This is a genomic window from Streptomyces sp. NPDC002104 (assembly GCF_053593795.1).
This window is the reverse complement of sequence record NZ_JBSFDF010000094.1, coordinates 1-13,963: the sequence shown is the minus strand read 5'-3', so window position 1 is coordinate 13,963 and position 13,963 is coordinate 1. Positions and strand designations below refer to the sequence as shown.

Annotated in this window: 12 protein-coding genes; 9 read left to right on the top strand and 3 right to left on the bottom strand. The window is 71.7% G+C overall.

The annotated features are described in order from the left end of the window. Positions 1 to 99: 99 nt before the first annotated feature. Entirely contained in the window at positions 100 to 1,266 is a 1,167-nt protein-coding gene (locus ACWCP2_RS37365) for an acyl-CoA dehydrogenase family protein (protein WP_450912992.1), read from the bottom strand. A 60-nt stretch (positions 1,267 to 1,326) separates the two neighbouring features. Then, entirely contained in the window at positions 1,327 to 2,079 is a 753-nt protein-coding gene (locus ACWCP2_RS37360) for an SDR family NAD(P)-dependent oxidoreductase (protein ID WP_450912991.1), read from the bottom strand. Between the two features lie 223 nt (positions 2,080 to 2,302). On the opposite strand from ACWCP2_RS37360, the gene ACWCP2_RS37355 reads away from it, so the two are divergent. The 6 genes from ACWCP2_RS37355 to ACWCP2_RS37330 all read left to right on the top strand — a co-directional run bounded on the left by ACWCP2_RS37355 (position 2,303) and on the right by ACWCP2_RS37330 (position 8,542). Beyond that, positions 2,303 to 2,653 (top strand): YciI family protein, encoded by a 351-nt coding sequence (locus tag ACWCP2_RS37355; RefSeq protein WP_450912990.1) that lies wholly within the window; start codon positions 2,303 to 2,305, stop codon positions 2,651 to 2,653. Positions 2,654 to 2,714: 61 nt separating this feature from the next. Beyond that, on the top strand, positions 2,715 to 3,191 hold the full coding sequence (locus ACWCP2_RS37350; RefSeq protein WP_450912989.1) for an SRPBCC family protein: 477 nt from the start codon (positions 2,715 to 2,717) through the stop codon (positions 3,189 to 3,191). 196 nt (positions 3,192 to 3,387) lie between these two features. Further along, positions 3,388 to 4,638, top strand: a complete 1,251-nt coding sequence (locus tag ACWCP2_RS37345) for an acyltransferase family protein (protein ID WP_450912988.1) — start codon at positions 3,388 to 3,390, stop codon at positions 4,636 to 4,638. Beyond that, positions 4,635 to 5,405, top strand: a complete 771-nt coding sequence (locus tag ACWCP2_RS37340; RefSeq protein WP_450912987.1) for a thioesterase II family protein — start codon at positions 4,635 to 4,637, stop codon at positions 5,403 to 5,405. The genes ACWCP2_RS37345 and ACWCP2_RS37340 overlap by 4 nt, the downstream gene beginning before the upstream one ends. 12 nt (positions 5,406 to 5,417) lie before the next feature. Further along, positions 5,418 to 6,974 (top strand): class I SAM-dependent methyltransferase, encoded by a 1,557-nt coding sequence (locus tag ACWCP2_RS37335; RefSeq protein ID WP_450912986.1) that lies wholly within the window; start codon positions 5,418 to 5,420, stop codon positions 6,972 to 6,974. Between the two features lie 179 nt (positions 6,975 to 7,153). Continuing rightward, positions 7,154 to 8,542 carry an FAD-binding oxidoreductase gene (locus tag ACWCP2_RS37330; protein ID WP_450912985.1) on the top strand — a complete coding sequence of 463 codons (1,389 nt, stop codon included), beginning with the start codon at positions 7,154 to 7,156 and terminating at the stop codon, positions 8,540 to 8,542. A 105-nt stretch (positions 8,543 to 8,647) separates the two neighbouring features. On the opposite strand, the gene ACWCP2_RS37325 is transcribed toward ACWCP2_RS37330, so the two are convergent. Beyond that, a complete protein-coding gene (locus tag ACWCP2_RS37325; RefSeq protein WP_450912984.1) occupies positions 8,648 to 9,760 on the bottom strand; it encodes a DUF2855 family protein in 1,113 nt (370 codons plus the stop codon). A 309-nt stretch (positions 9,761 to 10,069) separates the two neighbouring features. Between ACWCP2_RS37325 and ACWCP2_RS37320 the strand changes: the two genes are divergently transcribed. The 3 genes from ACWCP2_RS37320 to ACWCP2_RS37310 all read left to right on the top strand — a co-directional run bounded on the left by ACWCP2_RS37320 (position 10,070) and on the right by ACWCP2_RS37310 (position 13,858). Then, positions 10,070 to 11,308, top strand: coding sequence for an acyltransferase family protein (locus ACWCP2_RS37320; protein WP_450912983.1), 1,239 nt, complete (start codon positions 10,070 to 10,072; stop codon positions 11,306 to 11,308). Positions 11,309 to 11,565: 257 nt separating this feature from the next. Then, positions 11,566 to 12,189 (top strand): DUF2306 domain-containing protein, encoded by a 624-nt coding sequence (locus tag ACWCP2_RS37315; protein ID WP_450912982.1) that lies wholly within the window; start codon positions 11,566 to 11,568, stop codon positions 12,187 to 12,189. Between the two features lie 22 nt (positions 12,190 to 12,211). Further along, positions 12,212 to 13,858: an MFS transporter gene (locus ACWCP2_RS37310; RefSeq protein ID WP_450912981.1), complete on the top strand. Its 1,647-nt coding sequence runs from the start codon at positions 12,212 to 12,214 to the stop codon at positions 13,856 to 13,858. Positions 13,859 to 13,963: the final 105 nt, after the last annotated feature.

Sequence of the window (13,963 nt, the reverse complement as noted above, 5' to 3'; positions counted from 1 at the left end):
CCGTCCGCCCCGTCTTCGGTCCGCCGCGGCACCCCCGCCCTCCCCGGGCCGCCCGCGTCTCCCGGCCCGCCGCATCGGCCCACCCACGGCTCCGTGGGCTCAGGCGACCGCCTGGACCCCCAGGCCGCGCGCGATCAGCATCCGCTGGACCTCGCTCGTGCCCTCGCCGATCTCCAGCACCTTGGCGTCGCGGTAGAAGCGGGCCACCGGGTAGTCGTTCAGCGCGCCGTAGCCGCCGAAGATCTGCGTGGCGTCGCGGGCGTTGTCCATCGCGGCGGCGGAGGACACGAGCTTGGCGACCGAGGCCTCCTTGGCGAAGGGCTCCCCGCGGAGCATCTTCGACGCGGCCTGGTAGTAGGCGAGACGGGCCGACTGGGTCCGGACCTCCATGTCGGCGATCTTGAACTGGATCGACTGGTTCGCGCCGAGGTTGCGCCCGAAGGCCCTGCGCTCACGCGCGTACCGCACGCTCTCGTCCACGCAGCCCTGGGCCACACCGGTACCCACCGCGGAGATGGCGATCCGGCTCTCGTCCAGGACGGACAGGAACTGCGCGATGCCGCGGCCCCGCTCACCCAGCAGGTTCCCGGCCGGCACCCGGCAGTCGGTGAAGGTGAGCCCGCGGGTGTCCGAGGCGTTCCAGCCCGCCTTGGAGTACTTCGGCGCGACCTCGAAGCCCGGGGTTCCCGAGGGCACCACGATGGTCGAGGCCTCCTGGCGGCCGTCCGCGCGGACCCCGGTCACCGCGGTCACGGTGACCAGCCGGGTGATGTCCGTACCGGAGTTGGTGATGAACGACTTCGCGCCGTTGATCACCCACTCGTCGCCGTCGAGCACCGCCGTGGTGGTGAGCCCCGAGACGTCCGTGCCGCCGCCGGGCTCGGTCAGGCCGAACGCGCTGAGCGCCTCACCGGCGCACAGCTGCGGCATCCAGCGCTCCTTCTGCTCCCGCGTGCCGAAGCGGTGGATGGGCATGGCACCCAGCGACACTCCGGCGGACAGGGTGATCGCGACCGACGTGTCGACCCGGCCGAGCTCCTCCAGCGACAGGCACAGGCCGAGGAAGTCGCCGCCCGGCGTGCCCCCGAACTCCTCGTCGAAGGGAAGGCCGAACAGGCCCATCCGCCCCATCCCGGCCGTCAGCTCGTAGGGGAACTCGTCCCGCTTGTAGAGCTCGCCGATGACCGGCGCGACCTCGGTGCGTGCGAACTCCTCGACGCTCTTGCGCAGGACCTCGTGCTCTTCGCCGAGCCGGAAGTCGATCACTGTCTTTCTCCTTGGGACGGTCGGTGCGTCGGTCGGTGCGTCGGTCGGAACGTCGGCCGGTCAGGCGGGGACGGAGCCCGTGAGGCCGCCGTCGACGACGAACTCCTGACCGGTGATGTACGCGGCCTTCGGCGACAGCAGGAACAGGACGGTCTCGGCGATGTCGTTCGGGGTGCCGAGCGTGCCGAGCGCCACCTGGCCGCGGAAGAACTCGCGCACCGGCTCCACCGGGGCGACCATGTCGAACATCTCGGTGCGGATGTGACCCGGCGTCACGGCGTTGACGCGGATGCCGAATTCCGCGAGGTCCGGCGCCAGGGTGCGGGGGAGGTTGAGCACGGCGGCCTTGCTCGCCGCGTAGACCGAGCCGGCGCCCATGCCGCGGTGGACCAGCCACGAGGCGTTCAGGACGATCGAGGAGCCCTCCGCGAGCAGCGGCAGCGCCTTCTGGACGGTGAAGAACGAGCCCTTGAAGTTGGTGCCGACCACCTGGTCGAAGTCGGCCTCGGTGACGTCCGCGGTGCGGGCGTTGAGACCGATGCCGGCGTTGGCGAAAACGCCGTTCAGGCTGCCGAAACGCTCGCGCACCTGATCGATGACGGTGTCGAGGTCATCGGGGCGCGCGACGTCGGCGGTCACGGTCAGGACGCGCTCGCCGGCGTCCAGGTCCTTCGCCGCGGTGGCGAGGCGCTCGGCGTCGCGGCCGACGAGGACGACGTTGGCGCCCTCTTCCAGAAGACGGCGGGCCGTGGCCAGGCCGATGCCGCTGCCGCCACCGGTGACCAGGACGGTCTTGTTCTCGAAGTCAGTCATGCGGTCAGATTCGGGGCTCGTGCCGAGCGGGCGCATCTCCACGATTGCGATGTGCCCGCCCGGGCCCGGCCGCGGGCCCCTGGGCTCGCGGGATGGCTGATACCGGACCCCATCGCAGCAATATGGAAGATGTCGTTCAGGGCCCCGGAGGGAAAGGCTGGTGACGGACGAACACGACCGCCAAGTCCACGGCGGCGGACAAGACACCGGAAGGAGAGCCACCATGGCTCAGTACGCGGTTTTCATCTACGAGGCTGAGATCCCCGGCGGCTGGGAGAACGCCCCGGCGGAGCTGCTCGCGGCCCACGAGGCGTTCCCGGGCAAGGTCGAGGAGCTCGGCGGCAAGATCCTCAACGGTCTGGCCCTCCAGCCGGCCGGCACCGCCAAGGCGATCCGCGGCGGCGAGGTCTTCGACGGCCCGTTCGCCGACGCCAAGCAGGCCCTCGGCGGCACCTTCGTCCTGGAGGCCCGTGACATCGAGCACGCCCTCGAGGTCGCGAAGGTCGTGCCGGTCCACGACGGCGGCGTCGAGGTCCGCCCGCTGTTCGAGGCCCCGGAGAACCCGGAGGCCTGATCCGGCCCCCAGCACCGGAACAACCCCTCTTCGCGCACCATCCGAAAGGCCGACGGACACCTTGACCGACAGCACGAGCACGAGCGAGCTCAGCGTGACCCGCGTCTTCGACGCACCGCGCGCGACCGTGTACCAGGCATGGACCGACCCGGGGCAGTTCGCCCGGTGGTGGGGTCCGGTCGGGTTCACCACGGACCCCGCGAGCGTGGCGCTCGACGTCCGGGTCGGCGGATCCTGGAAGGCCACCATGGCAGCCGAGGGCATCGGCGAGTTCCCCTTCACCGGCGTCTACCGCGAGGTGGTGGAGAACGAGCGGCTGGTGTTCACGCTGGTCGACCCGAACGACGAGAGCATCGCCGAGCGCGCCGCGCGCGGGGAGGCCGAGGAACTGACCACGGTCACTTTCGCCGACATCGACGGCTCCACGGAACTGTCGTTCCAGCAGGTGGGCGAGCTCGACGCGGAGAAGACCGAGGAGGCCAAGGCGGGCTGGAACAGCTTCCTCGACTCCCTCGGCGGACACCTGGCGAGCGTCTGAGAGAAGCCGAAGACGGGGGGCGGCAAGGGCCTGGGGAGGTTCCTTGCCGCCCCCGTCGGCTTGTCCCGCCCACACGCGCCGGCAGAGCCGCGGACCACCCCCGTCCGCCCCCGCCAACACCGCAATCCGAGAGATGCAGCCCTGATCGGGCGCCCCGAAGCTGGTCAAGTCTCTTCGATAATCAGGGGGTTGGACCGTGGCTACGACCACAACCAGGCCCTCCGTGGATGCAAGCCGTCCCCGCACCACCGAGCGCCGGTTCTTCCCGGAGCTTGAGGGCATGCGCGGGCTCGCAGCCATGGGGGTGCTCACCACGCACGTCGCGTTCAGTTCCGGCATGGTCGGATTCATGGACAAGGAAGCCAACGGCTTCCTCGGCGTCATGCTCCAGCAGCTCCACGTGAGCCTGCCCATCTTCTTCGTGCTCTCCGGCATGCTGCTCTACCGGCCGTGGGTCCTCGCCACCCTCGCCGGCACCCGCAAGCCCGCCATCAAGCCGTACCTGTGGCGCCGTGCGCTGCGCACCCTGCCCGCGTACTGGGCCCTGGTCGCCGTCGCGATGACCTTCCTGAACCGCGAGAACATCACCGGGGTCTGGCAGGTCGCCCGGGCCGTGCTGCTCCTGCAGGTCTACCAGCTCGACGCCCGCCTCGTGGGCCAGGGCCTGGAGCAGACCTGGACGCTCGCCACCGAGGTCGCCTTCTACGCGGTGCTGCCCCTCATGGCCTGGGCCCTGCACAAGATCGCCGGCAACTCGGCCGACATGGGCGTGCGCCTGCGCCGCATCCTCGCGGGCCTGAGCTCGCTCGTGGTCATCGGCTTCGTGTTCGCCGCGTACACCCACCTGCCCTCCCTGGGCCAGTACCCCGTCCAGAACGAGTGGCCGCCGAAGTGGGTCGGGTTCATCGCCGTCGGCATGGCCCTCGCGGCCCTGTCCGCCGCCGCCGACATCTCCCCGTCCAGCGTGCCGGCGTTCTACCGGTGGGTCATGAAGAACCCCCTGTGGTGCTGGGCCTCCGCGGCCGCCGTCTACGTCATCGCCTGCGTCCGTCCGATCGGCCAGCCCGGCCACGCGGACTACCCCTCGATGGCGGGCGGCCTGACCGAGCAGGTCCTGTACATGCTCTTCGGCCTCCTCCTCGTCGCCCCCGTGACCGTCCCGCGCGACCGCTCCCGCGCCGTCATCGCCGTGATGAGCAACCCGGTGATGCGCTTCCTGGGCCGCATCTCCTACGGCCTGTACCTGTGGCACATCGCCGTCATCTACTTCTGGCACGGCAGCCTCTTCCAGGCCGGCGGCTTCTGGGAGCTGTACGGCGTCACCCTCGGCGGTTCGATCGTGCTGGCCACCGCCAGCTTCTACCTGATCGAGAGCCCCGCCATGAAGCTGCGCGAGCGGCTCGGCAAGGCCTCCACGGGTCCGAGCGTCGAGACGATCCATTCGTGACCTGGCTGCGCACGCTGCGGACGGCTCCTCCCGGAGCGGCCCGCCTGGTGTGCCTCCCCCACGCGGGAGGGGCGGCCCACTCCTACCTCCGGCTGGCCGAGGAGATCGGCCCCGGGGTGGAAGTGCTGGCGGTGCAGTACCCCGGCCGGCACGACCGCATGAGCGATCGCCTGATCGGTGACCTCAAGATGATGGCGGGTCACATCGCGGCAGCCCTCAGCCCCCTGCGGGACGCGCCGACGGCGATTTTCGGCCACAGCCTGGGCGGACTCATCGGCTACGAGGTGGCCGCCCGGCTGGAGACGGTCGGAGCCGGCCCCGTCCATCTCTTCGTGTCCGCCATGCTCGCCCCCTCGCGCCACCACCACGACGGCCTCCACCTGAGGAACGACGAGGAGATCCTCGCCGAACTCGCCCGGCTGGGCGGCACCCAGACCCTCTCCGAGGCGGAGGAGATGTTCCTGCGCCTGCTCCTGCCGGCCATCCGCAGCGACTACCGGGCGTTCGAGACCTACACCGATCCCGGACACCGGCTCGCCTGCCCCGTCACCGCGTTCCTCGGAGACGAGGACCCCTTGGTGACGGCCGAGGAGGCCCGCGCCTGGGCGGAGCACACCGCCGGGCCGGCCGACCTGCGGCTGCTCCCGGGCGGCCACTTCTACCTGACCGATCCCGGGAACACGGCGAAGATCGCGCACGAACTCTCCGGACGGCTGACGGGCGCCACGCGCCGGCCCCGCCACCCGGTGTCCGCCCATCCCTCCTGAAAGGACGCGCACATGACCGACCAGACGACCCTCACGCCCGTCACCGAGCACCTCGACGCCTTCGTGAAGGCGCCGGCCGACCGGCTCGAGGCGCAGTTCCTGCGCCTGGCCGGCGCGGTCTGGGGCCAGGAGGACTCCGCGTCCGCCGCCGTCACCGCGGCCCCGGCGCTGATCTCCCTGCTCGACACAGTGGACGACCAGCGCAAGGGGTACGTGGCGGTCCTGCTGGGGCTGCTCGCCGAGACCGAGCATCCGGCGACCGACGGCCCCGTGCTCACCGCCGTGGCCGAAGGCACCGGCCGCTACCTGGAGCTCCTGGCCGCCGGTGGCGGGGGCACCCCCCTGACGACCGCCCTGCTCTACCTGCTCTCCCACTTCCCCGGGCACCGCGAGGCCATCCTGGCCGCGGCCGCGACGGAGGAACTGGCGCTCGACGCGAACGACCTCACCCGCCTGGAGCGGACGCTGCGGGCGCTCGACTTCGACGACCCGGACCTCGGCCGCTGCTGGCCCTCCCCGGCGGCCTGGCAGCTCAACGAGGACGAGGTCGGGTTCGACAAGGAGTGGATCCGCGCCCTCAGCCCGGAACAGGCCACCTCCAACTGGGACAACGACACCCGCACGGTGCTCGCCTACTCCGGCATGAAGGCCTACTGGGCCGTGCGCCACGGCATCGCCGTGGAGACCGCCTACCCCATCGCCTCCGCCGAAGGGACCGGCCAGGCCTCCCACCTCGGTGGCGCCGACTTCGCCCGGCACTCCGACGCCCTGCGCTGCCCGTCCTGCTCCGGCTCGCTCGACTTCACCGACGACGGCGCGAGCTGCGACGCCTGCTCGGTCTCCTTCCCCCTCGCCCGGGGACTCCTCGACCTTTCCGGCGGGGCGACCGGCTCGCAGGCGACCGAGGAGGACGACACCGCCGACCTGCTCCAGAAGCTCGCCGCCATGCCCAGCATGGGCGTCTACTACGAGTCGGTGCTGCGCCCGGCGTTCCTCCGCGTCGCCGGCCTGAACTGGGACGACGCCGTCACCCCGGAGTTCGAGGACGCGTACCTCACCGCGCACACCCGCCCGGTCGACGGGCCCGTGCTCGACCTGTGCGCCGGCGCCGGCCGCTGGACGGCCGTCCTGGACCAGGCCGTCGGCACCGAGCGGCTCATCGCGCAGGACCTGGGCCTGCCCATGCTCAACGCGCTGCGCCGGGCCCTGCCCGAGGTGCCGGCCGTCATCGCCAGCGCCCTGACGCTGCCCTACGCGGATGCCACCCTGGGCGCCGTCAACTGCTGGAACGCCCTCCAGGCCTTCCCGGAGCAGGCGGACATCGCCATCTCCGAGATCGGCCGGGTCCTCAAGCCCGGCGGCACCTTCACCCTGCTGACCTTCCGCTGGGCCGACGACCCGATCGACCGCTACTTCCAGGGCTCGCACTACTTCCCCAGCCGGCCCGCGGGCATGCTCCTGTTCGAGCTCGACGAGATCAAGAAGTGGCTCGCCGACGCGGGCCTGAGCGTCACCGAGGAGTCCGGCAGCGGCTCCTTCGTCTTCATCACCGCGGAGCGCACCGCGTAACGGAGCGCCCGGGCAGCCCGGATCCCGCGCCCGGCCCCCGTGCCCGGCGCGGGATCCGGGCTGCCCGCGTGGCTGCGCACACCAGGAGATGCCGTCGCACCGGGCCGCGTACGAGGCTGGTCGGGCGCCTGGGCGCCCGGGCAGTCCCGTCTGATCAGCGTGTTGGAGGAACCTCACCCATGACCACGGTCAACGAGTCCCCGGCGGACACCGCGCACCGCGGCGACCCGTCCTACGCGGCGGCCACCCAGGTGTTCAACCTCTTCGCACCGGTGACCCCCGCCGCCGCCGTGACGGCGCACTGCGTCGACGAGGTTCGCTCGGCGATCCGCCGCGCGCGGGAGCAGGGCCTGGGAGTACGGGTGCACGCCACCGGGCACGCCTCGGCGACCGCCCGCCCCATGGACGACGACCTGCTGATCCGCACCGGACTGAGCGACGGTGTGGAGATCGACGCGGAGCGCCGCGTGGCCCGGGTACCCGCGGGCGCCCGGTGGGGCGCCGTCGTCGAGGCGGCCGCCCGGCACGGGCTCGCCGCACCGCACGGCTCCTCGCCCACGGTCGGGGTCGTCGGCTACCTCCTGGGCGGCGGCCTGAGCATGTACGCGCGCCACACCGGCCTCTCCGTCAACAGCCTTCGCGCCGTCGAACTCGTCACCGCCGACGGCGAACTGCGGCGCGTGGACGCCACCGAGGACCCCGAACTGTTCGACGCCCTGCGTGGCGGCGGCGGCGGCCTCGGCGTCGTCACCGCGGTGGAGGTCGCGCTCTTCCCCGCCGCCCGCGTGATCACCGGTGCCGCGTTCTGGCCCGCCGCCGACGCGGCCCGGCTGCTGCCCGTGTGGCGCCGGTGGGCCGAGACGGCCCCCGAGGCGGCCACCACCTCGATCCGTGTGATGAACCTGCCCGAGCTCCCGGAGATCCCGGCGGTGCTGACCGCCGGGCCCGTCCTGTGCCTGGACGGCCTGGTCCTCGCCAGTGACGAGGACGGCCTGGAGGCCATGCGCCGGCAGGCGCAGGAGCTGCTCGCACCGCTGCGCGCCCTGTCCGAGCCCCTGATGGACACCTGGCACGAGGCCGCCCCCACCGCCGTGCCCGAGACCCACATGGACCCCCCGGAGCCCGTACCGGTCCTCGGCGACCACATGCTGCTCGGCGAGCTCGGCGACGCGGGCATCGAAGCCTTCCTGAGCGTGACCGTGGACCGGCCCGACTCGGCCCTCGTCGTCGCCGAACTGCGCCAGCTCGGCGGCGCGCTGGGCCGCCGCCCCGAAGCCGGGGCGGGCGCGCTCGGCCACCTGGACGCCCGGTACGCCTACTCCGGCGCCGGAGTGCCCGGCGGCGGCGCCACCGAGCAGGAGATCCGCGAGCACTGCGCGCTGGTCCGCGAGACGCTGGCCCCCTGGGACACCGGCCGGACCGCGCCCACGTTCGTCGCCTCCCTGGAACAGCCCCAGGGCCACCTCGACCCGCAGGGCGTGCGCGCCGTGGACCGGGTCCGGCTGCGGGTCGACCCCGAGGGCCTGTTCCGCGGCGACATCGCGCCGGGCTGCTCCCTGCTGGTCTGAGCCCGGCCGGTAAGACAGCGGAAGGCGCCGCCACCGACGGACACGGTGGCGGCGCCTTCGTCCCTGCAGACCGGGCGGGTCAGGCGGAACAGCGGGTCAGACGGTTCAGCGGGCCACGGCCACCGTGCCCGTGTGCGGGGGAAGGGCCCCGTCGATCAGGGAGCGGTAGGCGGCGGCCAGCGCGTGCGGGCCGGCCACCCGGTTGACGGTGAGCCAGGACAGCGCGGCCTCGACGAACGCGTCCTCGGAGCGGGCGTAGCGGGCCCGGTACTGCTCCTCGCCCTCCTTCTCGATGAGGCGCTGTTCCTCGGACGGGGTGAAGAAGATCCACGGCTCGGGGTCGGTCAGCCCCGGCGGCGGCTCGATCTCCGCACCGGGGTGGGTGTAACCGACGAGCAGCGCGTCCTTCAGGGCCTTGCCGAACCGTTCGTAGACGAGGAACAGCCGGTCCGCCTGGCCGGTGAAGTCGACGAGCACGACCGACTCGGGAACCTCGGCCGTGGGCAGGTCCCCGTAGGTGAGGACCTCGTCGTAGTGGCCGAGCCCGCGGGTGAAGCCGAGGTTGCCCGCGGAGGTCACGCCCACGGTGCGCAGCCCCTCGTGGCCGGCCAGCAGCGCGGCCAGGCCCACGGCGGTCTTGCTGGAGGCGCTGGTGATCAGGACGGTGGTGCCCGGCTCGGCCTCGCGGCCGAGGAACTCGGCGAGGTTGAAGGACGCGGGGTACAGCGGCCGCAGCAGCAGGCGGTGGTCGTCCAGCGGGTCGCGCGCGTCCTGCGCGCCGGGCGCGTCCGGCGACTCCTGCGGCGCCCCGGCGAACAGGTACTCGCGGTACCAGGGGTGCAGGTAGTCCCGCCCGGGAGCCGTGTCGGCGAAGCCCCGCGCGGTCGGGTTCGCGGCGAGCGTGACGTGCGAGGAGAGCGGGATGAAGCCGAAGTAGCGGGTGCCGACGGCGATCTCGGGGTGCCGCGACTCCTCGACCCGGGAGTAACCCCAGGTCGGGACGCGCCCGTGGCCGTCCGGCCCGGGGAAGGCGTCGAAGAAGGGCAGCTCGGACTCGCCCAGCCGGGCGTACGTGGCGGTGATCGCGGTCAGGGCGAACTTCTCCGCGGCCAGACGCACCTCTCCCGGCTCCAGCGGCTGCGCGGACGCCCGGCGCACCTCGCTGTCGGCGAGGTCGTCCCGCCTGACCAGCAGGTCCCACCTGTCCAGATCGGGCACGTGCGTCTCCCCTTCGTCGTCTTCTTCGGCTTCGCCGTCCGGCGCGGAGGCCCGGCCGGTACCAGGTCGGTACCTGGCCGGTACGGCCCTCCGGGGGTCATCGTCCAGGCCGGGCACGGGCGGCGCATCTCCCGGGTTGCGGTCGTGGCACGAGCCCCCGCACCCCCGGAACGGAGCCGCAAAAGCAGCTGGAATTGCGCACGTTGGGAGGTGCGGGGCCATTGCGGCCGGGTGCAGCATTCGCACCGTCCGACGGCGAATTCCGGCCGCGGCCGTAGCCTGCCCTGCTGCTTCTCGAAAAGGTGTGCCTTGACGTCATCGACCAACGGGGACGGCGCCGCCGTCAACCAGCCGACCTCGCTTCCATCGCTGACGAGCCTGCGGTTCATCGTCGCGGTGATGATCTTCCTCTTCCACGCGACCAACTACGTGCTGTTCTCCTCCCCGGGCATGGCCCAGCACTTCCTCGGCCTGACCACCATGGGCGCCTGGGCCGGCATGAGCTTCTTCTTCATGCTCAGCGGCTTCGTGCTGACCTGGTCGGCGCGTCCGAAGCTCGGGACCGTCACGCACTGGCGCCGCCGCCTCGTGCGCATCTACCCCAACCACCTGCTGATGTTCGTCGTCACCGCGGTCATCATGGTCACCGTGCTGAACCAGTCGTTCGACACGCGGGTGGGGCTGCTCAACGTCTTCCTGCTCCAGGCCTGGTCCCCGGACCTCATGGACCGCATCGGCTTCAACTCGGTCTCCTGGTCGCTCTCCGCCGAGCTGCTCTTCTACATGGTCTTCCCGCTGCTGCTGCCCGTCGTCCGCAAGATCCGGCCGGAGCGCCTGTGGGCCTGGACGATCGGCCTGCTCGCGACGATCACGCTGGTCGTGCCGTTCGCCGTGGAGCTGCTGCCGAGCCAGCAGGCCATGCCGTTCCTCGAGCTGACCCCGAACGAGTTCTGGATCCTCTTCCACTTCCCGGCCACCCGCGCGCTGGAGTTCGTCGTCGGCATGCTGCTGGCCCGGATCGTGATGTCCGGCCGCCGGATCCCCGTGGGCTTCGGCGGGGCGATGGCGCTCACCGTCGCCGCGTACGGCCTCGGCCCGCTGTTCCCGCCCGAGTTCCGGATGGTGGCCGTGATGGTGGTCCCGCTGGCCCTGGTGATCGCCTCCGGCGCCGTCTCCGACCTCAACCGCACGCACAAGACCCTGCTCTCCAGCGCCCCGATGGTGCGGCTGGGGACCCTGAGCTACTCCTTCTACCTGATGCACATGCAGGTGCTCGTCCTCGGCGGCTACCTGCTCGGCACCGACAAGCCGGTCGGCACGCCCAAGGGCCTCGCCCTGCTGGCCCTGTTCTTCACCGTCGCGGTCGCCCTGTCCTGGGTGATGTACACCGTGGTGGAGCGTCCGGCCATGCGCCGCTTCGGCTCCCACTCGCGCAAGGGCGCCGTGAAGACGGCAGCGGCCGCCCGGCCCGTCGCCGCCCCGGCCCCGGCCGCCGCCGGCTCCGTCGAGGAGATCCCCGCGCAGGAGACCCCCGTCGGGGTCCGCTGAACCGGCGCCGTCCGGCGGCCGGGGTCGGTGCAGGCCCCGCCGCCGGATCGGCGTCCGCAGGCAGAACGGCAATCTGAGAGTTGCCCGTCCGGATCCGCCGGTGTGAACCTGAATCGGTCATCGGCGCGGTCCGGCACGGCCCCAAGCACCTTCCCATTTGGTTGCGGGACCACGGCGGCAAGATCCGACGGCCCGCTCGACACGAAGGATCGACCGTGGTCCAGAACCTGGAAAGACCCCTTTCGCCGGTGAGAACCGTGCCGTCGCCGTCGCGCCCGTGGTGGCGGCGGCCGTGGATCGCGCCGCTGTTCGTGCTGTCCGTCGCCTACATCGCCGTCACCGCGGGGCCGTACCTCGACAGGCAGACGGCGCCGCTGATGCCGCACGACGGCTTCCCGCAGTACTACCCGATCCTGATCACCCACATCGCGTTCGCCACCGTCGCCCTGCTGACCTCGATCTTCCAGGCGTGGCCGTGGCTGCGCCGCAAGTCCCCGGCGGTCCACCGCTGGGGCGGCCGGGTGTACGTGCTCAGCACGGTGGTCGCGGGCCTGCTCGGACTGGTGATCGTGCCCTTCGCACCGCCGGTGGGACAGCTCGGCGTCGCGGTGGCGACCGTGCTGTGGGTGGCCTTCACCGTCATGGGGTACGTCCGGATCCGCCAGCGCCGTTACGCCGAGCACCGGCGGTTCATGCTCTATGCCTTCGCGATGGTCATGAACAACTTCTGGGGCTCGACCATCGTCATCACCGGCACCGTCCTGGCCCTGCCGATCGACACCAATTACTACCTTGAGGCCGCCCGTTGGGTCGGCTGGGTCATCAACCTGATGCTGGTGCAGTGGTGGCTCAACCGCACGGCCGGCCGGCCGGTTCTCTAAACACGTCAAGGAAGGATGCTCGATGCACACGAGCACCGAGAACGACCCGGCCGCCAAGGCGGGCCGCCGGGAATGGCTGGGGCTGCTGGTCCTGGTTCTGCCGGCGTTCCTGCTGGCAGTGGACATGTCCGTGCTGCACCTGGCACTCCCGCACCTGGCCAAGGACCTCCAGCCGAGCAGTACCCAGCAGCTGTGGATCCTGGACATCTACGGATTCATGCTCGCCGGGTTCCTCGTCACCATGGGCACCCTCGGCGACCGGATCGGGCGCCGCAAGCTGCTGCTGACCGGCGGGGCCTTCTTCGCCGTCGCCTCGGTGCTCGCGGCCTACGCCACCAGCCCGGAGATGCTCATCGCCGCGAGGGCGATGCTCGGAATCGCCGGAGCGACCCTCGCGCCGTCGACGCTGGCGCTGATCACCAACATGTTCAAGAACCCGAAGCAGCGCGGCGCGGCCGTCGCCGTGTGGACGAGCTGCTTCGTGGGCGGCGGCGTGTTCGGCCCGATCATCGGCGGCTTCATGCTGTCGGCGTTCTGGTGGGGCTCGGTGCTCCTGCTGGCCGTTCCGGTCATGGCGCTGCTCCTGATCGCCGGACCGATGCTGCTGCCGGAGTACCGCAACGGCGAGGCCGGACGGCTGGACCTGTTCAGCGTCGTGCTCTCCCTGCTGACCATCCTTCCCTTCATGTACGGCATCAAGGAGATCGCCCACGGCATGGCGGCGCTTCCCGTCGTCGCCCTGGTAGTCGGCCTGGTCTTCGGCGTGCTGTTCGTCCGCCGGCAGGGCCAGCTCGCCGACCCGCTGCTGGACCTCGGACTCTTCAAGATCCGCGATTACCGCAGCGCACTGCTGCTCTCCCTGCTGGTCGGCACCGTGACCGGCGGCGCCCTGCTGCTGGTCAACCTCCAGCTCCAGATGGTCGAAGGCCTCTCGCCGTGGAAGACGGGTCTGTGCCTGGCGCCCAGCGCCTTCGCCGTGCTCGTCACCATCGGGCTGGCCACCGGGCTGGCCCAGAAGATCCGCCCCGCGTACCTGATGGCGGGCGGTCTGCTGGCGGCGGCGGCGGGTTACGTCGTGCTGTCCCAGGTGCCCAGCAACGACAGCGTGGGCCTGATCGTGCTCGGAGCGATCCTGATCAACGGCGGCCTCGGCCCGACGGTGTCCCTGGGATACGGCATGGTCACCAGCGCCGCCCCGCCGGAGAAGACCGGTTCGGCCTCGGCGCTGTCCGAGACCAGCGGCGAGTTCGGCGTCGCGGCCGGTATCGCCATCCTCGGCAGCATCGGCACCGCCGTCTACCGCGACCAGATCTCGGTGCCCGCCGGCGTGGCCGCCGACACGGCGGAGGCGGCCCGCGAGGGCATCGCCAACGCCGTGGCCCTGGCCCCGGGAGTATCCGGTCCCGAAGGCACCGAACTGCTCGACTCAGCCCGTGAGGCGTTCACCTCCGGGGTCAACCTGGTGGGCGCGCTGGCCGCCGTGCTGTTCGTGGGTCTGGCCGCCCTCGCCTGGCGCTGGTTCCGGCACATCCCGCCGGTCCCCGCACCGCCGAAGGACACCGCTGAGGCGGCGGACGGTTCGGAGGGCCCGGAGGTCTCGGAAGAGGCGCAGACGGCCGCCGCCACCGCCGTCGGCGGGACGCCCGCGAAGGAGTCCGTCCGCACCTGAGCGGACACCCGCGTACGAGAACGCCGGCCGCCTGCTGGTCAACAGCGACGAACGCCGTGCCCGGCGCATCGCCGACGGCAAGTCGGAGTACCCGCTCAAGGTCAC